A 20,756-nucleotide genomic window follows, 5' to 3' on the forward strand; every position below is an offset into this window, starting at 1 on the left:
AATTAAGAAGTTATTCCGGTATTCCTAAAAATGGACCTGTTTCTGATGAAATGGCCAAAAAATTAATACATGGTTATTACGCCAGTGTAAGTTATGTAGATGCACAGATTGGCAAAGTATTAGAGGCATTAAAAGAGCAAGAACTGGATAAAAATACCATTGTGGTTTTGTGGGGCGACCATGGCTGGAATCTGGGTAATCATCAATTATGGTGCAAACATTGTAATTTTGCGACGTCCCTTCATGTTCCGCTATTGGTGAAAGTTCCCGGCCAAACTTCGGGACAGAGGACAAGTTCCATTACCGAGCTTATAGATATATTTCCAAGCCTATGCGAACTGGCAGGCATTCCAATACCCGAACATGCCGACGGAGAAAGTTTTGTACCTCTAATTAGAGGTGATGAGGTAAAAAAAGATTTTGCTATTTCAAAATGGTTTGATGGGATTACTTTGGTTAAGGACAATTATTTCTATACTGAATGGATAGACAAAAATAATGATGCTAAAGCAAGAATGTTATTTGACCATTCCATAGATCCATTGGAATTAAACAATTTGTCCGAAATACCGGAATATCAGGAAACGGTAAAAGAATTAAGTAAAAAGCTTCGGGAAAATTGGGGAAGTGATTTTTTCGTTGACCGAAGGGTCAAAATAAATTGATAACCAAATTGTAAAAAAATCGAAATATTAACCTTAAGTTCTTTTGAAAAAGCCAATCACCATCAAAGATATTGCAGAAAAGCTCAATGTTTCTGTGGCCACGGTTTCAAGGGCTTTGAGAAATTCCAGTGAGATAAAGAAAGAAACCAAATTGGCCGTGCTCAAAATGGCCAAGGAAATGGACTACCACCCTAACCTTCTGGCCAGCAGCCTTAGCAGCAAAAGATCTAACATTATCGGAGTGGTGGTGCCAACCATCAACCGACAATTTTGGTCCAACTCAATTTCCGGAATTGAAAGTGTGGCTTATAAAAAAGGGTACAAGGTTATGATTTTTCAGTCAGCAGAGTCTTACCAAAAAGAGGTTGAAATTGTAGAAATTCTTGCCAATAGTATGGTAGATGGGATTCTGATTGCATTTTCCAAAGAAACCCAAGATTTTGCCCACATCGACCATATTGTGGATAGGGGTATCCCGGTTTTACTTTTTGAACGGGTTTGCGATTCGCTCCAACTTTCAAAAGTGATCACAGATGATTTCTTTGGTGCTAAATGTATTGTCAATCATTTGATTGAAAGAGGAAAAAATAGAATTGCTTATATCGGTGGCCCATTGTCCCTGACAGTTTGCATGGAAAGATTCCGAGGTTACCAAAGTGCTTTGCTAGAGAATAAAATTCCATTTGATCAAGATTTGGTTATTGAGATTTCTGATTTTGATGCAGACATTTCAAGCAATGCGTTTAAAAATCTTTGGCATTCCGGAAAAAGACCGGATGCAGTATTTTGTTTTGCGGATATTCTGGCGTTAGGTGTTTTAGCTGCTTCAAAAGAAATGGGAATTAAAATACCGGAAGATTTGGCCATAGCTGGATTTGGCAATGATGATATCACCAAATATGTCAGCCCTTCCATTACCACCATGGCCCAACCATCTTTTGAAATAGGTCAATTGGCAGCAATATTGATCTTAAAAGAAATCAATTCTGAAGAAGAAGATGAGTTTATTTTTAAAACAGAAGTAATCAAACCAAATCTAATAGTAAGGGAAAGCAGTTAATTCTGTTTTTTCTTCGTGGAGTTTCTTTCTACCAAAGTAGTAAGAAGGACAAATGATTGGGGATCATCAGATACTATTTCATCCAATTGGTCCAATAAATGGTTGGCGGCCAATTGTCCCATTTCATAACCCGGTTGGGAAACAGTCGTCAGTGAAGGGTCTACCACAGCCGAGGTGGGATTATTGGTAAATCCGGCCAAAGCAATCTGTTCCGGTATTTTGATTCCTTTCTCTTTCAATACCATCATGACATCTACTGCAAGAGGATCAATCATCGCAAAAATTGCATCGGGGATATCCTCGCTTCCCAACATATCCAAGGTTACTTGCCTGTTCATTTCCTGGGTAAGGTCGGTAACATATACCCTGCTTTCTTCTTCGGAAATACCATATTCGGCTAAAGCTTCAAGGTAACCTTCTTTTCTTTTTTTACTGATGTAAAGGTCTTCGGGGCCTGAGAAATAAGCGATGTTTTTGCAGCCCTGTTCCAAAAGATGCTGTACAACCATATAGGCTCCGTGAGCATCATCTACAGTCACCTTTGAAACCGGGATTTCTTCTGTGACCCTGTCAAACATGATAAAAGGTATTTCCCTGTCATAAAGCTCCTGAATATGTTCGTAGGTTTTTGTTTCCCTGCTCAGGGAAATCAAAAGCCCATCGACCTGACTTGACACAAGTGTTCTGACATTGGCTTTTTCCTGTTCATAAGATTCATTGGACTGGCATATCATGATATTATAGCCTCTTTTATAGGCAGTGTCCTGAATGCCACTGATATTGCTTGAAAAAAAATGAGAGGTCAATTCAGGAACAATCACTCCCAAAACCTTACTCTTCGAAATTCTAAGGCTTTGCGCAAGCAGGTTGTATTGATAGTTCATGCTTTTTGCCATTTCCACGATACGCAGCTTGGTATCCGGATGAAGCTCGGGTGAGTCCTTCAATGCCCGGGAAACGGTAGATACCGATACTCCCAATTTCTTGGCAATTTCTTTCATCGTTACCTGATGGCCTTTCTTCATGATCTCTTGGGTTATTGGGAAAATTTTATTCCTGATACAGGGTAAACAATACTGTCTGCCCTACTGCACGTAAGCTTCTTTTATCAATGATTTCTATATTATCGGAATGTGTATGGTGATAATGGCCAAAGCCATAATCCGGGGAAAATTCCACAATATTGATCATTGGAATCCCGGCATCACGATTGACAAAAACATGGTCATCGATGATTTCAGGAGCATCCCTCATGATAAAGAAGTCTGAATATCCCAATTCTGAAGCAAAATTCCACACTTTATTGACAATGTTTTTGCCATAGCGCATAGAATAACCCTCTCTGTAAAACCTAGCTCCTTTGGCACCCACAAGATCAACTAAAATCCCATAATAAGCAGAATATCCCTTTTCATGTGGTGTTTTGGACCAATGTTGCGAACCAAGACACCACCAAATTTGGGAATTGTCCCTCGTATTGGCATGTTCAGGTTCACCGTCATCCTCTCCGTCAAATAAAATGAAATCTATTCCAATCTCAGGCTTTAACTCCGATTCTTGGATTACCCGGGCAATTTCCATCAGTACCGCAACACCTGAACCTCCGTCATTGGCACCATCTATCGGTTCATCTATTCGTTCTGTATCCTTGTCCGCTACCCTTCGGGTATCCCAATGGGCGGCCAATATCACTCTTTTCTTTGCAGAGGGATTATAGGAAGCGATGATATTGGTCAGGTCCCAAAGTTTGTTGTCATAGGTTTTGGCCTGAAATTCCTGCGTTTGCACTTCCAATCCAAATTCATCCAACTTTTTGATCAGCCATTCTTTGGTTTTTCGGTGACCATCTGTATTGGGAACCCTCGGGCCAAAATCAACTTGTTTTTGGATATAGTTGTAGGCTGAATCAGCCGAAAACTCCGGAACAGGTTTATAAGTGATCTGCTCCTGAACAGTATCAGTGGTTTTGTCACTACCACAGGACCAAACAAATAATAGCAATAAGAAAAGCAAAACATGTCTATTCCTCATATGCCCAATCAATTTTGTCTTTCATGTCTTTGACCACAAATCCCAATTCTTTTAAGTCCAACCTGATTTCATCCACTTTATCGTAATTTTTAGCAGTTTTGGCCTCTGTGTAAATCTTGAGGAGCACATCCAATAATCCCTGTTGATTATCTGACTTTTCTTCCTTTAGCCCGAGGATTTCATCTACGAAAACCACATAGGTACTGATCATTTTATCGAAAATTTCCTTTCCAAAAATGGAAGAATGCAACTGACCGGTATAGACCGAATTGATTTTTTTCAGGATGTTGAAAATATGTCCTATTGCCTGTGCGGTATTGAAATCATCGTCCATTGCTCTGTAAGCGCTGGAAATGCTTTGTTCCACTTGATTTATCTGGTTTTCGTCTAACCAGTCATTTTTATCAGAATTGAATTGCAGATTTTTGGCAATACGCAAACCGTTAATGATCTTTTTGTACCCTTTCTGCGCGGCTATAAGGGCATCATTGGAAAAATCCAAGGTTGATCTGTAATGGGCTGTCAGTATAAAGTAACGAATTGTCATAGGGCTATAGGCCTGTTCCAATAGTTGATGGTTCCCTGAGAACAATTCCTGAAGTGTAATGAAGTTTCCCAGTGATTTGCCCATCTTTTGCCCGTTGATGGTGATCATGTTGTTGTGCATCCAGTATTTGACAGGATCTTGATGGTTGCAGGCATTACCTTGGGCAATTTCGCATTCGTGATGCGGAAACATCAGGTCCATACCGCCGCCGTGGATATCAAATTGTTTTCCAAGGTATTTGGAACTCATTGCTGTACATTCCAAATGCCAACCTGGAAAACCAACTCCCCATGGAGATTCCCATTTCATTAAATGTTCCGAAGAAGCATTTTTCCACAGAGCAAAATCCACAGGGTTTCTTTTCTCTCCCTGTCCATCCAAAGCCCTGCTTCCGCTTATCAACTCCTCCAATATCCTCCCGGAAAGCTTGCCATATTGATACTTTTCATTGTATTTGAGTACATCGAAATACACAGAACCGTTGACTACATAGCCCAATCCTTCATCAAGAATTCCTTGCACCAGTGCGATTTGTTCAGGGATATGACCGGTCGCCCGGGGTTCTATACTGGGCTTCCAGGTATTGAGTGCTTCCATATCCCTATGGTAACTATCAGTATATTGCTGTGCCACTTCCATTGGTTCAAGTTGTTCCAATTTGGCTTTTTTGGCGATTTTATCTTCTCCCTCATCTGCATCTCCCTGTAAGTGCCCTACATCAGTGATGTTCCGAACATAACGTACTTTATACCCCATATGGGTCAAATACCTATTGACTGTATCAAAAGTAACTGCAGGTCTGGAATGTCCCAAATGGGCATCACCATATACAGTCGGTCCGCAGACATACAAGCCTATATGTGGGGGACTTAGTGGTTCAAAAACCTCTTTCTTGCGGGAAAGGGTGTTGTATATTTTGAGGGTATTTTGTTTCATGATTTTTAATGTACAATGTACTATCCGCCACGGAGGACAAGATGTACTAAGTACCAAGTAAAATAAATTTGAACCTGCAAAATAGTTTATTGGAATGAGTAAATAAAGGTATTCTTTATTTGTATGTCTAAAAATGAATTTCCTTAGAGGGTTTTTAAATATATAGTCAGACACTGTTTTTAAATGGGTCTTCAAAAAATTTAGCTACTCATCTGCCGCTTGATATGGAGGAAGTGCAAAATCGGAAATTCATGATACTACTTTGGTAATATCATGGTCATCGGAACCCTTTTTGGCCCACTTGTCTATTGATGTGGCAGTTTTATAGTCTGAAAAATTAATTAAAAATAACCACATTTTTTAGACAACAGGGTTGTATTAAGCAAACATCAAACGCCCTTTAGGATTTGGAATATCTCTACCCAATTGAACTGCAGTTTCAATCCATTCAGCAATGACTACTTCAATATTTGCCAATGCTTCGGCATAGGATATCCCGTCTGCAACACATCCTGCCAATTCGGGGGCTTCCGCTATAAATGCTTGATCATCTTCACTCCAATAAATAATTATTTCATATCTAGGGTTAGTCTTCATTTTTTTTAAGATTAAGTTTATATTTTATAATAATATTTCTTACCTGTTTGACTTGATAAGGTTTAGCTTTTCCTTCTTTTTCCTGAATATTAATAATTTCTTCAATTGAGTCTTTATGGTAAATATGGTGACTTCCTTTTATTCTCTCCTTAAAACTAAGAAGACTTAAAATTTTCCGTAACTCCGAAAAACTGATATTTTGATCTGATCTTCCACTTAGGATTGTAGCCAAAAGTTTTTCATTTTTCCCCATTTTCAAAAATACCAAAAGAATTTTTTATAACACAAAAATTCTGCGTATTGGTTTTCTAATAGTATTTAGACCGCCATTTGATCAAAAGCTATGTGCTCTCTATGTTCTATGTGGTAATAAAAAAAGAAGACCTTAGGGTACGCCGCGGCGCGCCCTATGGTCAAAATAACGTCTCGTCTCGCTTCTAGACTTCTCCTGTCGTACCATAATGTCATAAATCGGAGCAGCCGTCATGCTGACGTTAGGAAGCATCTCACGAGGATCAGAAAATGTAAAATAAACATTAATAGAACCTCTTGAGATCCCTCGTACCTCGGGATGACGGGCAACTTGATGTCATTACCTATCCTGAACATTTACAAAATGTTTGAAACTCGAAGTGACACGGAAAACCCTTTTTGATTCTTTATTCTAGTATCTCAAATCTCAAATCTCAAATCTCACATCTAAAAATCAATGCTTAAAATGCCTCACCCCCGTCATCACCATACTCATCCCATGAGCATCACAGAAATCTATGGAGTACTTGTCCTTGATGGAACCTCCGGGCTGAACAACTGCGGAAATGCCGGCTTCATGGGCGATTTCCACACAGTCGGGGAAAGGGAAAAATGCATCCGAAGCCATCACCGCACCATTCAAATCAAAACCAAAAGATTTTGCCTTTTCGATGGCTTGCCTCAAAGCATCCACCCTGGAAGTCTGACCAACCCCTGAGGTAAATAGCTGATTGCTGTTGCTCAGGACGATAGTATTGGACTTAGTGTGCTTACAGACTTTAGCGGCAAAGACCAATGCGCTTTTCTCCTCTTCGGTTGGGGCGACTTTGGTTACTGTTTTAAAGTCTTCCTTGGTTTCTGTCTGCAAGTCCTTGTCCTGTTCGATGATACCGTTCAGCAAGGTTTTAACCTGCTTCGTGCCTTCGATTTGGATTTTTTGTTGTAAAAGAATCCTGTTTTTCTTGCCTTTGAGCAATGTCAAGGCTTCATCATCAAATGATGGTGCAATCAGTACCTCGAAAAACAAACTGTTCATTTCTTTGGCTGCGGTCAGATCCACATTTTGGTTGGTGATCAGAACACCGCCAAAAGCTGAAGTAGTATCAGCAGCAAATGCTTTTTGATAAGCTTCTTTGACTGAATCAGCAATGGCCACCCCACAGGCGTTGGTATGTTTGAGAATGGCAAAAGCAGTTTCTCCTTTAAATTCAGCTATCAAAGCCACTGCTGCATCCACATCCACCAAATTATTATAAGACAATTCTTTACCGTTCAATTGGATGAACAATGCTTCAAGATCACCATAAAAATGGGCAGCTTGGTGTGGGTTTTCTCCATATCTCAAAGCTTTTGCTTTGGATTCGGAGATTTTTAGTGCGGGAATATTTTCGGTTTGATTAAAGTAATTGAAAATATGGGTGTCGTAGTTAGAGGACACCTGAAATGCCTGGGCAGCAAAGTATCTTCTGTCTTCCAAAGTGGTAGCTCCATCCTGATCTTTCAGTTTTTCCTCCAGTTCACCATATTGTGCTTTGGAAGCAACAATGACCACATCCTTGAAGTTTTTAGCGGCAGCACGTATCAGGGAAATTCCTCCGATGTCGATTTTTTCTATGATATCCGCTTCAGAAGCTCCTGAGGCAACCGTTTCTTCAAAAGGATACAAATCCACAATCACCAAGTCAATCGCAGGGATATCAAACTCAACCGCTTGGGAAACATCAGAATCATTTTCTCTTCTGTGAAGGATTCCGCCAAAGATTTTTGGATGGAGGGTTTTGACTCTTCCGCCAAAGATGGAAGGATAGCCTGTCAGTTCTTCAACAGGAATTACCTCGGCACCTTGTTCTTCGATGAATTTTTGGGTGCCACCTGTGGAGTAGATTTTTACCCTTTGGGCTTTGAGTTGTGCAATGATAGGTTCAAGATTGTCCTTGTAATAGACAGAGATTAGGGCGGATTGTATTTTTTTGTTTGCCATGATAAATTAGCCACAAAAGCACAAAGACACAAAGGTCTCAATGCTTTCCAGGGTGTATATAGTAGATGGATTTTTTTGCAAGTCGCAAAGGTAGGAAAACCAATGGATTATAGTAGACTTTCAATCACATTTGGGAAGTATTTGTATTCCAAATGATGGACTTTTTGGGCAATTGTATCAGGTGAATCTTTGGGACTGATTGGCACTCCAGCTTGAAAAATGATTTTTCCTTCGTCATAATTTTCGTTGACAAGGTGGATGGTAATTCCCGATTCTTGATCCCCTGCTTCCTTTACAGCCTCATGCACCTTTGCGCCGTACATGCCTTTGCCTCCATATTTGGGCAATAAAGCCGGATGGATATTGATAATCCTGTCAGGAAATGCTTTGATCAGATTATCGGGGATTTTAAGGAGAAAACCTGCCAATACCACGAAATCAACTTTGTCATCTTTCAGCCTCTGAACAAGTTCCCCGCTTTCAAGTGCCTCTTTATTAAAAGTGAAAGAGGGAACATGAAACTTTTTTGCCCTTTCCAGAACAAAGGCTTCTTTTTTGTTCGAAGCTACCAAAACCACTTTTCCTTTGGAGGAATTTTGGAAGTATTTTATGATTTCCTCAGCGTTGGTTCCGCTGCCTGAGGCAAGGATGGCTATGTTTTTCAAATTGTGGTAAATTATTTGGTCTCAAAAATAGGTAGTGGGATACTATCATCCAAGGTTAAGATCCAATGAGTTGGAGTTAATCATGATCCAAACAATTGAGTTTAGAACCCAGCACTCAAAAGTCCGAAGTTACAAACTTCAGAAAACGGGAGGATTTCCCATTTTAATCCTTTATCAAAGTTTTTGTGGAGATTTTTCCTTTACTGAGTTGGTCTATAGTTTCAAACAATCTTTTGGCATTGGATTTAGAACCCAACAAATGCATGGTTTCCATAATTGAATTGTATTCCTCCAAAGAAATAATAACAACACCTTTTCCTGCCCCCCTTTTGAGGATCAGGCCTTCTTTGTTTGCCACTACCTGATCCAATAATTCCTTCATGTTATTTCGGAATTCTGTATTGGTTACAGTGATCATTTTGGATTTTTAAGAACGTTTAAAAATACTTATTCAAGATCAAGAATACTACTATAGTCTCTATTGATGAATCGGAAAATTCAACTTCCTTGAAATTTGTCAAGTCCCTTTAGGGACATCATGTTGGTAGAAAAATGGATGGTAGTAAGTTTTGTGCCTTTAGGTACAATATATATTCCGTACCTAAAGGCACTTGGTGCTAATTTATATAATCAAGTTTTACCCATATTTTGTCCCTAAAGGGACGACAATCAAAGCCATTATTATTATCTCCTCAACTATGCCAAAAGATGTCGGATAAGATTTTATCTAATTATTATTGAGAACATTTTTGTTTCTAGTGCCATTTATACGTAGAGGGCACTATTCTTCTTTGACTAATATTGTTGAAGCCCATCAAAAGGTAATTTCTTCTCTAAATTGATAAGGTAGATCAATCCAAACTTTCATTAATCAACCTTACCATCAGGTCATTCAAAAATTCCACCTCATAATCACCAACGGTTGGTTCCAAATGATCATTTCCGATTCCACTGTGGTTGGTGATGAAGACATAAGTTCCATTGGTGCTGATAGCAAAAAAGCGCATCAGGAATTCTGTTTCCTTATCAATGCCACTGGCTGTAACAGGAATGATCTTTATTCCTTTGGATGCGGCTGTTTTGATTGATTTTTGAAGACTTAGAAGTACATCAGGTCTATGGTGCGGTGGCGCATCCAATACCAAAAACAATAATCGGGTTTTTGCTTTGGAAGACCATTGGAGATCAGACATGGCTTTTTCCAATGCGGTATGAACTGCCTCAGGGAAATCTCCCCCTCCTTCTGCCTTTTGATTTTTGATGAAATTAATGGTTTTGCTGACATCGGATGTAAAAGGAGAAACCCGTGTCACATAGTCATCACCTACATCTCTGTAAAAGACCGAACTGGTAATCAATTGAAATTGTGGTTGGTTGTTTTTGACTTTTTGCAGCACATCTTTCAACTCGACTTTGAGGTACTCGATTTCATCACCCATAGATCCTGTGGCATCCACCACAAAAGCGATTTCGGCTTTTAGGAAAACAGGTGTCTGAAGGTTATAGCTTATTTTATTAATACCCTGTTCATAAGACAAGACATTGGAATGGATAAGTAATCCGTTGTCAACATCAATGGTCAAGGAGGTATTTTCGGTTCTCTGGGAGGGGCTACCTGCACTATGTCCCCATAATTCAGCTTTGCCTTTATTGTCTGTTTTGGTTGTCCATATTGCTTGACCATTTAATTTTAAAGTTATTGGTACGTCTTGATGGGGATTTCCAGAACCGTCCTTCAATTCCACAGAATACCTTTGGTTGAGATCGAATCCCCAGTAATCGGACATTTTGGAATAATCCTGCTTCGCCAATACAGATTGCCAGAAAGACCAATGATACAAATCTTTCCATTCGCCGGCAGTTATCTGTCCGGGTTGGATATTGTTGTTGCCCCCGGACCCTTCGCCACCGGAAGAGTTTTTTGCTCCTCCATGTAAACTGGCATATTCACCACTCCCGTCATATGTAGCATCACCCATATCCATCATGTCCGATTCGCAGGAAAAAAGAAAACTGATAAGGAAAAGCAGAAGTACATAACTTCCTGAGTAGAGGTTTTTCATAAGAAAATTTGATTGTTTGGTTATATACTTGGGACGAAAATTCAATCTAGGATGTCCCAGCTCTACATGAAATAATTTTCAGGAAAATTAGAATATGCAATCTCCACTTAATATTATTCGTAAGCAGAATGCGGAAAAATTGATGCTGTAGGAACCCGTTAAGTCCAGCAGATATTGGCTAACTCTTCTTCAATGCTCATGCAAATAGGGTCAATATAAAAACCCAAACAACCATAGCGGAATCTTTTTCCCAAAGCCTGTCTCGATTTCATCCAAAGCCAAATAGCTATTGGGCAGGTCTTTGATTTGATCAAACCCTTTGTTTTTACCGCCTACCTCAAAAACATATTTTCCGTTGACCAGGAAATCTCCCTTTTCGGCAAGGTGGATTTCTCCTCCTGAGTTCCTGATTTGATTGATGAAAATTGTTTTGAGTTCAAAACAAATGTTTATAAAAAATGATCTGAGTTCAAAACAATAAAGAAAGTAATTGAGAGTAATTTTCCTTAGTAATGGATTCCTTTAGCTTTCGGATAACATAGGTCAACCAAACAACCTTTACAAAAACCCCATGCTGATAATCCCTGTCAGCATCAATAACTTGGAGAGAATGCTCAGTTGGGAAAAATGAACCTTCCGGTCAGCGACATAGATTTTGTACATGAATACAAAAAACAAAATGCTCAGTCCGCCAAAGTAAATAAACAGATGGAGGTTGTTGATTTTGAAAGTGACCACCAAAATGGCACAGACAAAACAAATGGCAATCAAAAAGATAACCCTTTTGGTGTTCCGGAACCCGATGACGATGGGCAATGTCCTGCAACCATGCTTTCGGTCTCCCTGCCGGTCTTCAATGTCTTTGATGATTTCCCTTATAAGGTTAAGGAAAAAAGCAAAAATGGCATAGGTAAGGACCAATAGTTCTGATTTTTGATAATAGTACCCGATTACCCAAATGGAAAGTCCTGTTAATAGTGCCACTGTAAAGTTTCCTATAAATGGTAGTCTTTTCAGTGAGTTACTGTACCACCACAATAAAAAGGCTGTAACAAAATTGATGACAGCGATCCTTGGGCTTGCCAACCAACCAATTGCAATTCCCGAAATATTCAAGAAAGTATGAAAGAATAATACCACCCGCCTTTTCATGCCCTTTCCAATAATAACCTCATCGGGTTTATTGACATAATCAATCTTGACATCATAGTAATCATTGATCATGTAACCTGCCGCAGCAATGATGACTGTAGAAAGAATGATGAAATACAGGTTGATGTCCTGTAGTACAGGAAGACCTTGTCTGGAAGTTTCCACCAAAAAATAGGCTGTCATCAATTGGGCAAATGCCACAATCACAAGGTTGACAGGCCTACTGATTTTCAGGACACTCCATATAGAAAAGGATTTTGGCATAGGTTTGAAATTCGTAGATCAATATTACGACAAAATGCCTGACATCAGTTCAATTAATTGAATCATCACATGTCATTTTCAAAAATCATTTCAGATTCCCTTCTCAGCCTTCCCTTTCTTCTGCCAAAGCGACTTTCAATTGGAAATAGGAATAGCGCTCACCAAAATGTTCTTTCAGGGGTTTCAGGAAATTTGAATCCTGCCTTCTATAAGCTAATCTGATATTGAGCACATCATCTTTGGAAAGAAAAACTTCAGGATCGACAACTCCTTTTCGGACCAGATTACTCAGATGTTCTTCTACTGTATTGGGGCTCATATTTCTCTCCTGCGCGATCTGATAGATGTTTTTTCCTTCCTGAAAAAGTTTGTAAGTAAGGTTTTCGGATTGATTGTCCTTGGTCGATTTTGGTTTCGAATAATTCCTTTTTTGAATTGGCTCAATGTTATTTTCTTTGACAAATTCCCTGATCACATTCATAAAATCTTCGCCATAGCTGTTGGCTTTGACCCTGCCGACTCCGGAGATGGTTAGAAAAGAAGCATCGTCAATGGGGAAATAAGTTGCCATTTCGACCAAGCTGCTGTCCGCAAAAACCACGTAAGGTGGTACGTTTTGTTTTTGGGCGATCTGAAATCGTATTCTCTTCAATTCATCCAACAAGGCTTCATTGTGTGTTGCTTTGGTAGCAGAGGTCGGTAGTGATACCTCCTCCATGGGCAACAGTATCTTTCCTTTTGATTTCAGTTTTTCCCAAGCAAAGGTTGTCAACTTAAGTGTAGGGAATTGAGATCCGGCCTCTGCGAGGTAGTCTTCCTGAAGGAGTTTGTCCCCAAGTCTTTTCCAAAAATCTTCCGGTCTGTCTTTTCCTATTCCATATACAGAAAGCGTCTGATGGGAATCCTGGACTTTGGAAGATTTGGATCCCCGCAAAACCAAAATCACATATCCCAGTCCAAAACTTTCTCCCAATCGAGCTATGGTAGAAAGCAACATTTGGGATGGAATGGTCATATCCTGGAGATTGCCTTTTTGAAAACAGATGTCACAATTCCCACAATTTCCCTCATGGCATTCGCCAAAATAATTGAGAAGATATTTTCTTCTGCAAATCCTGCTTTGACAGAAGTCCTTCATTTTGTCCAGCTTCCGCTGCATAATCTCAGAAAACTCGTGGTTTTCGGATTGCTCCAGCATTCTGCCCAAAGTAATGGCATCACCGATACTGTAAAATAGCAACGCATCACTGGGAAGTCCGTCCCTGCCTGCCCTGCCGGTTTCCTGATAATAGCCCTCAATATTCTGCGGCATATTCATGTGTACCACATAGCGAACGTTGGATTTGTCTATGCCCATGCCAAATGCAATGGTGGCCACCATAATTTTCACTTCGTCTTTGATAAAGAGCTCTTGGTTTTTCTCCCGATCTTCTCTAGACAGTCCCGCATGGTAGGGCAGGGCAGAAAGACCTGCTTCCTGTAATTTGAGTGCAGTTTCTTCTACATTTTTTCGGGAAAGGCAGTAGATGATTCCTGAATCCTTTTGATGAAAATCCAAAAATTCCAAAAGTTTTTCCATGGCCTGCCTTTTGGCTGTGACCCGGTAGGTAATATTGCTTCTGTCAAATGAAGAAACAAACCACTTTGGAGACTTTAAAAATAGCTTTTCGGCAATGTCCTGACGGGTGAGTTTATCCGCTGTGGCCGTGAGGGCAATGAAAGGTATGTCAGAAAGCTCTTTTCTCAAATCCCCTACTTTGAGATACTCCGGACGGAAATCATGCCCCCATTGTGAAATACAATGTGCTTCATCCACTGCAATGAGTGATAGGTTGATGGACTTTAGAAAATCGACCAATGGATAAGCGCCCCTGAAAAGCCGCTCCGGGGCAATGTACAACAGCTTGATTTTTCCGACTTTTATCTCAGAAGAAATATGCCTTTGTTCGCTGATTCCCTGAGATGAATTAAGAAATGCAGCAGGGATGCCGTTGCTGTTCAATGCATCCACCTGATCTTTCATCAAGGAAATCAAAGGAGAAATCACCACTGTCAAACCTTCCAGGACCATGGCAGGAACCTGATAGCATACAGACTTCCCACCACCTGTGGGCATGAGGACTATTGTATCGTTTTTGTCGAGGACAGATTGGATGATGGCCTGTTGGTTTCCTCTAAAATCACTATATCCAAAATATTGTTGAAGGATTTCGTTGGCTGAAAGCGTGGCGGTAGGGGACATAAAGTAGGGAATTTAATGCTACAAAAGTTGACAGAACTAATTTACGAAAACAGTCTTTTGTATAAAAATCAAGAAGAAAATTAAACGGTTAATTTCCTGTTCATGGTTTTTCGCTGTAAACTCTGACATAATCCACTTCCATTCTTTGGGGCCAGATATCAGGATCTACACCTTTGGCGCCACCCCAATCTCCGCCTACCGCAATATTCAAGATCAGGTAAAAAGGGTGGTCAAAAGGCCATTCTTCAAAACCATTCCCTGTATTCTCAAAAGTATGGTACTGTTCTCCATCCAGATAAAAATCAATTCTGTCTTCCAGCCAATCAATGGCATAGATATGAAACTCTTCCGAACAGGTCGGAACTTGAATCTGCGCGCCTTTTTGGGTGCTTTTCCTATGGTTAAATGCCTCAGTATGGACAGTTCCGTGAATTTTACCTTGGTCAAATCCGACGTGTTCCATGATGTCTATTTCCCCGGATTTTGGCCATCCCCCATATTTGCTTTCTTCGGGCATCATCCAGATGGCAGGCCAGGTTCCAATACCTTTTGGAAGCTTGGCCTTGATTTCAATGTAACCATATTGCCAAGAGGCATTGCCTTTGGTAAGTAATTTTGCAGAGGAAAATCCTTTGGTAAAACTACTGTCCTGATGGGCTTCTATGATCAACCGGCCATTTTCAACCCTGACATTCTCCGTTTTTTCTTTGGTATAGAATTGTAATTCATTGTTGCCCCAGCCATGGTCTCCGACATCATAAGTCCATTTATCGGAGTCAGGAAGACCATCGTATTCAAATTCATCTGCCCAAATCAGCTTGTCATTGGTTTTTTCCTGACAACTGACAAGAAGAGAGATATATATTAGCGGAAATATTATACTTTTCATAATTTTAATTGTAAATAACATACTTTGGAACGGTATTTGTAATATTTATACTGAATTTTATTTTAAACTATAAACCAATTTTGTTATGTCAAATGACCTAAAATTAAAAGGAAACTGGAACCAGCTCAAAGGTAAATTAAAGGAAAAATACGGAGAACTCACAGACGATGATCTGGCTTATGCCGAAGGGCAGGAAGATCAGTTGCTTGGTAAGCTTCAGAAAAAAACAGGAGCAGCCAAAGAAGAGTTGAGTCAAATGCTCTTCGAAAAAGAGGAAGCGTAAAAATAATAGAAAGCGGCAAGAGCCGCTTTTTTTATTATTTTTGTTATATAAGAATAAACCTAAATACCCATGGCATATTATTGCAGACTCGGAAGCATCCCTCACAAAAGACATACACAGTTTAGGCAGCCTGATGGAAGCCTGTACAAAGAAGAATTGGTAAGTTCCAAAGGTTTCTCTGGAATCTATTCCATATTATACCATATCCATAACCCAAACAATGTCAAATCTATTGGTGATTCTGTTCCCTATTCTTGGGAGCCAGCCAAAGACTATGGCTTGAAGCAAACACATTTGAAGACAGCAGGTGTGGAAACCACAGGGAAAGATTACCTCAGTGCCAGAAAGATGCTCATGATGAACAGTGATGTCATGATGGGTATCTGTTCGCCCGAGGAAAGAAAAATGGATTACTATTTCAAAAATGCCGATGGGGATGAACTGATTTATGTGCATGATGGAGAAGGAGTAATGTATTCTCAATTTGGAAAACTGGAAGTAAGACAGGGAGATTACATAGTCATTCCCAGAACCACCATCTACAGGTTTGAATGGAAAGAAGAGGGCCCTTTGAGATTATTGGTGATAGAGTCCCATGGTCCAATCGAGACAGTGAAAAGATACCGTAATGAGGTGGGGCAGCTATTGGAACATTCTCCATATTGTGAAAGGGACATCCGGCCACCGGGAGAATTGAAAGTGGAAGCTGAGAAAGGGGATTATCTCATTCAAATCAAAAAAGGTGGGATGTTGCATCCTTATACTTATGGACATTCACCGCTTGATATCGTAGGTTGGGACGGATACCTGTATCCCTATGCCATGTCCATTCATGATTTTGAACCGATTACCGGTAGAATCCATCAGCCGCCACCGGTCCATCAGACTTTTCAGGCTTGGGGATTTGTAATATGTTCATTTGTACCAAGATTATTTGATTATCATCCTTTGTCGATTCCTGCACCATACAACCACAGCAATATCGATTCAGATGAAATACTGTATTATGCAGAAGGAGAGTTTATGAGCAGAAAAGGGATTGATAGGGGTTCATTTACTATGCACGTAGGAGGATTACCGCATGGGCCACATCCTGGAACGGTAGAAAAATCCATCGGAGCAAAATCCACAGAGGAATTGGCTGTGATGTTGGATACTTTCAAGCCTTTGTTTGTAACGACTCAAGGATTGGATTTTGTAGATCCAGCTTATCCCATGTCCTGGACTGAATAGCTGTTAGGGAATTTCCAAAAAACAGGCTACAAACTTCCAAGTAATTAACTGCTTGGAAGGTTGTAGGATTATTTTCTATAGCTTCGGGAGAATAAATAATGTGATATTTCATAAACCAAACAATTCTTCCTGCTCTTGGTCAGTAAGTTTTATTCCTTTGCCTTCTTTAAGGGATTGAAGGCTTTTTGATATTCTTTCTTGAATACGGGGATCATCGAAAAATCTCTCATTTTTGATTTCGGGTGTCAGTTCGTATGATTTGTTTTTTCTTTTGATGACCACCATTTCATTTTGATCTACCAGGTCGAAATACTTTTTCTGGTTCTCCCGAAATTCCCTTGAATTAATTACTATCATGATTTTTTTTTATTGTGTACTATATTAAGTACACGAATTTAGGAAAAAGGTTATGATTTCAACTTCCATCCACAATCTCCAAAATAGGCTGCCCGGTAGCCCCGTTTGGTAAACGGATATTCAAGAGCATGGAAAGGGTGGGGGCAATGTCGGTCACCGTTACATACCGGGAACTTTGTCCGGGTTTGATTCCCCAACCCATAAATACAATCGGAACATGGGTATCATAGGTATAGCCTGTGCCATGAGTGGTTCCTCTGTAAGAATTGCTCAACCAAGCAGGTTCCAAAATCAGGAGCAATTCACCCGAAGCTTTGTGGTTATAGCCCATTTGTAATAGATGTTTTCTGCCTGTCAGATAATCCATTCTGCGCATATCCGAAGCGGTATACACCTCCTTGATCCCTTCAAATCGAGATGAAAGTAAAAACTCGGCAAGATCTCTTTGGATCTTTTCGGGATCCAATCCCTTTTCTTTTATCAAGTCTTGGTTAAGATAAACCTGTTCATTCGACAAACTGGAAATCCAATTTCCTTCACCGTAGTTGACAACACAAAATCCCCTGAGTTGGGTCAACACAAATCGTGTGTTGAAATTACCTGCAGGAACATTTTCGCTTTGCATATATTCCACAATATCTGCCACTGCATGATCAGCGGTCACAAAAATCAGGTACTCATCTTTACCATATTCCTTGTCCAGGTAATTGAAAAATTTTTCAAGGTCCCGGTCCAATCTCAGGTAACTGTCTTCCAACTCAACAGAAGTAGGGCCAAACCGATGACCGATATAATCAGGCGAGGAAAAACTGACTGCCAAAAGATCTGTGTCTTTTCCTTTCCCCAATTTCTCCCCTTCAATGGCTGCATAAGCCATATCCATGGTCAATGAGTTACCGAAAGGAGTGACAGAAATCAATCCAAAATTATCATTGTTTTCCATTAAAGCAGTAAGGTCATAGGGGAAGACCGTTTTTTCCATACCGATAAAAGGGCCTTCGAATTCATTGTCATCTGCAATACTCTGAACATAAGATTCTACCGGAAAAAGGGTTTCCCACTTTTGGGAAAGGTAATTTTGGGCAAGTTTTTTTTCATTGAAGGACTTAACCCAACCTGGTAAAGAATCATAATAATACGTGGAGGTCATAAAATCACCTGTATTGCTGTCAAACCAATATGCGTCTCCTGTATGCCCGGCAGGTAAGGAAGCCCCACGGTCTTTGATGGCAATAGCCACGGTCCTTGATCTTTTGTTTGAGGAGAATCTCAATTCATCAGAAATTGTGGTACTCAGCATATTTCTTGGGGAGATTTTGCCATTTGGTTCAGAACCCCCAACAGCATTGACGGTACTGTCTTCAGCGCAATAAATCATTCTGTTCAGATTTCTGACAAACCAATTGTTGGAAATGATTCCATGGGTGGAAGGTGTTGCACCTGTATAAATTGATGCATGACCGGGACCCGTGAAGGTGGGGATATAATTATAATGTCCGTTTTTCATGACAAAGCCCTGATCCAAAAGCCTCTTAAATCCACCCTCCGTATATCTGTCCTGGAACTTGTAGAAATACTCCTGTCTCATCTGATCGATGACGATGCCTACTACTATTTTTGGTTTTTTGGGATTTGGTGTGGTCTGTTGGGAAAAGGCAGGTAAAACCATAAAGGTCACCAAGAAGGAAAGTATCAATCTTTTCATTATGTCTATGGACTGTTTGGAATGCGGCAAATATAGGGATTCATCCTCGGATACCTTATTAACATTGTGTTAAATGACCAATCCAATAGAGGGATAAGGATTAAAAATTGATGATTGGCAATTGAGTTTTGAAAAGTGGATGTATATTTCAATTTCAAACAAAAACAGCTATGAAATCAGGTTTTCAGAAATATTTCCTTTTTACTTTCATCATCCTGTTTGGGATATCTGTGGACATTCAGGCCCAATCCTATTTTGAAGATGGACTGGATGCAACTTTCCATCAAGGAAGGAGACAGGCTTTCCGTGAGCTTTTACCGGAAAATGGTGTTGCCGTTATTTTCAATAATCCTGTCAAGAACAGATCCAATGATACGGAATTCACCTATCGTCCCAATTCTGACTTTTATTACCTCACAGGATTCAGGGAACCCAATGCAGCATTGATCATTTTCAAAAATCCACAGACGATTGAGGGGAAAATGGTAAGTGGGATCATTTACGTACAGCCCCGAGACCCAAGAAAGGAACAATGGGACGGTGTAAGATTAGGGGTGGAAGGAGTGAAAGATAAACTTGGTTTTAAACATGCTTATGTCAATTCGGAATTTATGAAATCCCCGAATATTGATTGGAGCAGTTTGGGACCTTTGCTGTCATTTGATATGGGGACGATTGAGGGGGGAAGCCACAATGCGCCTCTGAATGAAATGATCGTGAAATTGAAGGGGATAAGTCTGTCCAAAGAAGTTCCTTCCAATACAGCTTTGAATCAGATTATGGGGAAACTGAGAGTGGTGAAGACGCCGGAGGAAATGGTAGTCTTGGAAAAGGCAGTTATGATTTCGGGCAAAGGGCATATAGAATCATTTAAGTCCATTCAGCCCGGAGTATCGGAAAGGGCAATTCAGGGAGTACATGAGTTTGTACACAAAGCCATGGGTGCCGAAGATGCGGGCTACGGCTCCATCGTTGGTTCAGGTAATAATTCAACCATACTGCATTATGTTGAAAATAACGTCGAAAATCTCCAAGATGGGTTGGTTTTGATGGATGTGGGCGCGGAGTACAAAGGGTATTCGGGAGACATCACGCGGACAGTCCCTGTGAAAGGGGTATTTTCCCCTGAAGAAAAAGCCATTTATGAAATCGTTTTGAGAGCATTGGAAGCAGGAATTGAAGCGTGCTATCCCGGTTCTGATTACCAGAAAGTAGGGGGAGGCAGCAAGGAAAGTGATTGACGAGGGGCTGATTGAATTGGGACTGGTGAAGCCAGGAGAAAGACATCCTTATTTTCCACATGGTATCGGGCATCATTTGGGATTGGATGTACATGATAGAGGTGGTTACGGCAAACTTGAACCCGGAATGGTACTGACCGTGGAACCTGGAATCTATATTCCCGAAGGCAGCAATACAGATCCCAAATGGTGGAAAATCGGAGTGAGGATAGAGGACAATATCCTGATCACCGAGGACGGCCACAAAAACCTGAGTGCTTTTGTACCCAAGACAGTGGAGGACATCGAAAGTATCATGAAAGAAGAAGGGATTCTTCAGAAATTGGGAATGTCTTTGGATGGGTCGGATTGAAGAATGGTAGTTGAATTTTTATGGTTCCGCCATTCTTGTCAGTTAGGTGTCAACGGAGTTTAAATATGCCCAATGTCGGATGACCCCTGCCTGTCGGCAGACCATAGCCGTCAGTTTAAGGACGTAAGACCCTGTTGGTGAGGTGTTTTTGCAATAAATCGTAGATCCCCCTTGGGATCTTTCTTCCTTTTGTTCATATTTGTATCTGTTTTTTTAGTTGAAAAAGGCGGCTTACTTCGTC

20 protein-coding genes are annotated in these 20,756 nt (G+C 40.3%); 6 read left to right on the top strand and 14 right to left on the bottom strand.

All coding sequences use genetic code 11. The features are described 5' to 3' along the window. Both ACEW8O_RS24340 and ACEW8O_RS24345 read left to right on the top strand, forming a co-directional pair. On the top strand, positions 1-665 hold a 665-nt coding region (locus ACEW8O_RS24340; protein ID WP_373497229.1), incomplete at its 5' end, for a sulfatase-like hydrolase/transferase. A 43-nt stretch (positions 666-708) separates the two neighbouring features. Then, positions 709-1,725, top strand: a complete 1,017-nt coding sequence (locus ACEW8O_RS24345) for a LacI family DNA-binding transcriptional regulator (protein ID WP_373497230.1) — start codon at positions 709-711, stop codon at positions 1,723-1,725. Here ACEW8O_RS24345 and ACEW8O_RS24350 read toward each other — a convergent pair. The 12 genes from ACEW8O_RS24350 to ACEW8O_RS24405 all read right to left on the bottom strand — a co-directional run bounded on the left by ACEW8O_RS24350 (position 1,722) and on the right by ACEW8O_RS24405 (position 15,344). After that, positions 1,722-2,750 carry a LacI family DNA-binding transcriptional regulator gene (locus tag ACEW8O_RS24350; protein ID WP_373497231.1) on the bottom strand — a complete coding sequence of 343 codons (1,029 nt, stop codon included), beginning with the start codon at positions 2,748-2,750 and terminating at the stop codon, positions 1,722-1,724. The two genes, ACEW8O_RS24345 and ACEW8O_RS24350, sit on opposite strands and share 4 nt — an antisense overlap. A gap of 25 nt (positions 2,751-2,775) precedes the next feature. Further along, complete coding sequence (locus tag ACEW8O_RS24355; RefSeq protein ID WP_373497232.1) at positions 2,776-3,756, bottom strand: M28 family peptidase; 981 nt, start codon at positions 3,754-3,756, stop codon at positions 2,776-2,778. Continuing rightward, positions 3,746-5,239, bottom strand: coding sequence for a cysteine--tRNA ligase (gene cysS, locus ACEW8O_RS24360; RefSeq protein ID WP_373497233.1), 1,494 nt, complete (start codon positions 5,237-5,239; stop codon positions 3,746-3,748). The genes ACEW8O_RS24355 and cysS overlap by 11 nt, the downstream gene beginning before the upstream one ends. 378 nt (positions 5,240-5,617) lie before the next feature. Then, positions 5,618-5,836: a type II toxin-antitoxin system HicB family antitoxin gene (locus tag ACEW8O_RS24365; RefSeq protein ID WP_373497234.1), complete on the bottom strand. Its 219-nt coding sequence runs from the start codon at positions 5,834-5,836 to the stop codon at positions 5,618-5,620. Next, positions 5,826-6,089, bottom strand: coding sequence for a hypothetical protein (locus tag ACEW8O_RS24370; RefSeq protein WP_373497235.1), 264 nt, complete (start codon positions 6,087-6,089; stop codon positions 5,826-5,828). The genes ACEW8O_RS24365 and ACEW8O_RS24370 overlap by 11 nt, the downstream gene beginning before the upstream one ends. 453 nt (positions 6,090-6,542) lie before the next feature. Beyond that, the gene (gene purH / locus ACEW8O_RS24375; protein ID WP_373497236.1) at positions 6,543-8,069 is read right to left on the bottom strand and encodes a bifunctional phosphoribosylaminoimidazolecarboxamide formyltransferase/IMP cyclohydrolase; all 1,527 of its coding nucleotides are present in this window, start codon (positions 8,067-8,069) and stop codon (positions 6,543-6,545) included. 107 nt (positions 8,070-8,176) lie between these two features. Beyond that, positions 8,177-8,734 (bottom strand): phosphoribosylglycinamide formyltransferase, encoded by a 558-nt coding sequence (purN, locus tag ACEW8O_RS24380; protein WP_373497237.1) that lies wholly within the window; start codon positions 8,732-8,734, stop codon positions 8,177-8,179. 163 nt (positions 8,735-8,897) lie between these two features. Beyond that, positions 8,898-9,152 carry a type II toxin-antitoxin system Phd/YefM family antitoxin gene (locus ACEW8O_RS24385; RefSeq protein ID WP_373497238.1) on the bottom strand — a complete coding sequence of 85 codons (255 nt, stop codon included), beginning with the start codon at positions 9,150-9,152 and terminating at the stop codon, positions 8,898-8,900. Between the two features lie 433 nt (positions 9,153-9,585). Then, positions 9,586-10,797, bottom strand: a complete 1,212-nt coding sequence (locus tag ACEW8O_RS24390) for a VWA domain-containing protein (RefSeq protein WP_373497239.1) — start codon at positions 10,795-10,797, stop codon at positions 9,586-9,588. Positions 10,798-11,355: 558 nt separating this feature from the next. Then, positions 11,356-12,213, bottom strand: coding sequence for a geranylgeranylglycerol-phosphate geranylgeranyltransferase (locus tag ACEW8O_RS24395; RefSeq protein WP_373497240.1), 858 nt, complete (start codon positions 12,211-12,213; stop codon positions 11,356-11,358). A 103-nt stretch (positions 12,214-12,316) separates the two neighbouring features. Next, positions 12,317-14,455 carry a DNA helicase RecQ gene (gene recQ, locus ACEW8O_RS24400; RefSeq protein WP_373497241.1) on the bottom strand — a complete coding sequence of 713 codons (2,139 nt, stop codon included), beginning with the start codon at positions 14,453-14,455 and terminating at the stop codon, positions 12,317-12,319. Positions 14,456-14,555: 100 nt separating this feature from the next. After that, complete coding sequence (locus ACEW8O_RS24405) at positions 14,556-15,344, bottom strand: family 16 glycosylhydrolase (protein WP_373497242.1); 789 nt, start codon at positions 15,342-15,344, stop codon at positions 14,556-14,558. A gap of 85 nt (positions 15,345-15,429) precedes the next feature. On the opposite strand from ACEW8O_RS24405, the gene ACEW8O_RS24410 reads away from it, so the two are divergent. Beyond that, on the top strand, positions 15,430-15,627 hold the full coding sequence (locus ACEW8O_RS24410) for a CsbD family protein (protein WP_373497243.1): 198 nt from the start codon (positions 15,430-15,432) through the stop codon (positions 15,625-15,627). A 69-nt stretch (positions 15,628-15,696) separates the two neighbouring features. Next, entirely contained in the window at positions 15,697-16,860 is a 1,164-nt protein-coding gene (locus ACEW8O_RS24415) for a homogentisate 1,2-dioxygenase (RefSeq protein WP_373497244.1), read from the top strand. A 108-nt stretch (positions 16,861-16,968) separates the two neighbouring features. Here the strand turns inward: ACEW8O_RS24415 and ACEW8O_RS24420 are convergent, their stop codons facing one another. Then, a complete protein-coding gene (locus tag ACEW8O_RS24420) occupies positions 16,969-17,217 on the bottom strand; it encodes a type II toxin-antitoxin system Phd/YefM family antitoxin (protein WP_373497245.1) in 249 nt (82 codons plus the stop codon). 58 nt (positions 17,218-17,275) lie between these two features. Next, on the bottom strand, positions 17,276-18,922 hold the full coding sequence (gene pafA, locus ACEW8O_RS24425) for an alkaline phosphatase PafA (protein WP_373497246.1): 1,647 nt from the start codon (positions 18,920-18,922) through the stop codon (positions 17,276-17,278). Positions 18,923-19,092: 170 nt separating this feature from the next. Here pafA and ACEW8O_RS24430 point away from each other — a divergent pair, with 170 nt between their 5' ends. Together ACEW8O_RS24430 and ACEW8O_RS24435 are read left to right on the top strand one after the other, a co-directional pair. Next, positions 19,093-20,163 (top strand): aminopeptidase P N-terminal domain-containing protein, encoded by a 1,071-nt coding sequence (locus tag ACEW8O_RS24430; protein WP_373497247.1) that lies wholly within the window; start codon positions 19,093-19,095, stop codon positions 20,161-20,163. Then, entirely contained in the window at positions 20,156-20,515 is a 360-nt protein-coding gene (locus tag ACEW8O_RS24435) for a M24 family metallopeptidase (protein WP_373497248.1), read from the top strand. Before ACEW8O_RS24430 ends, ACEW8O_RS24435 begins: the two co-directional genes overlap by 8 nt. The last annotated feature ends 241 nt before the right edge of the window (positions 20,516-20,756 follow it).

Origin of the sequence: Aquiflexum sp. (assembly GCF_041749095.1) — a bacterium.
GTDB lineage: Bacteria > Bacteroidota > Bacteroidia > Cytophagales > Cyclobacteriaceae > Aquiflexum.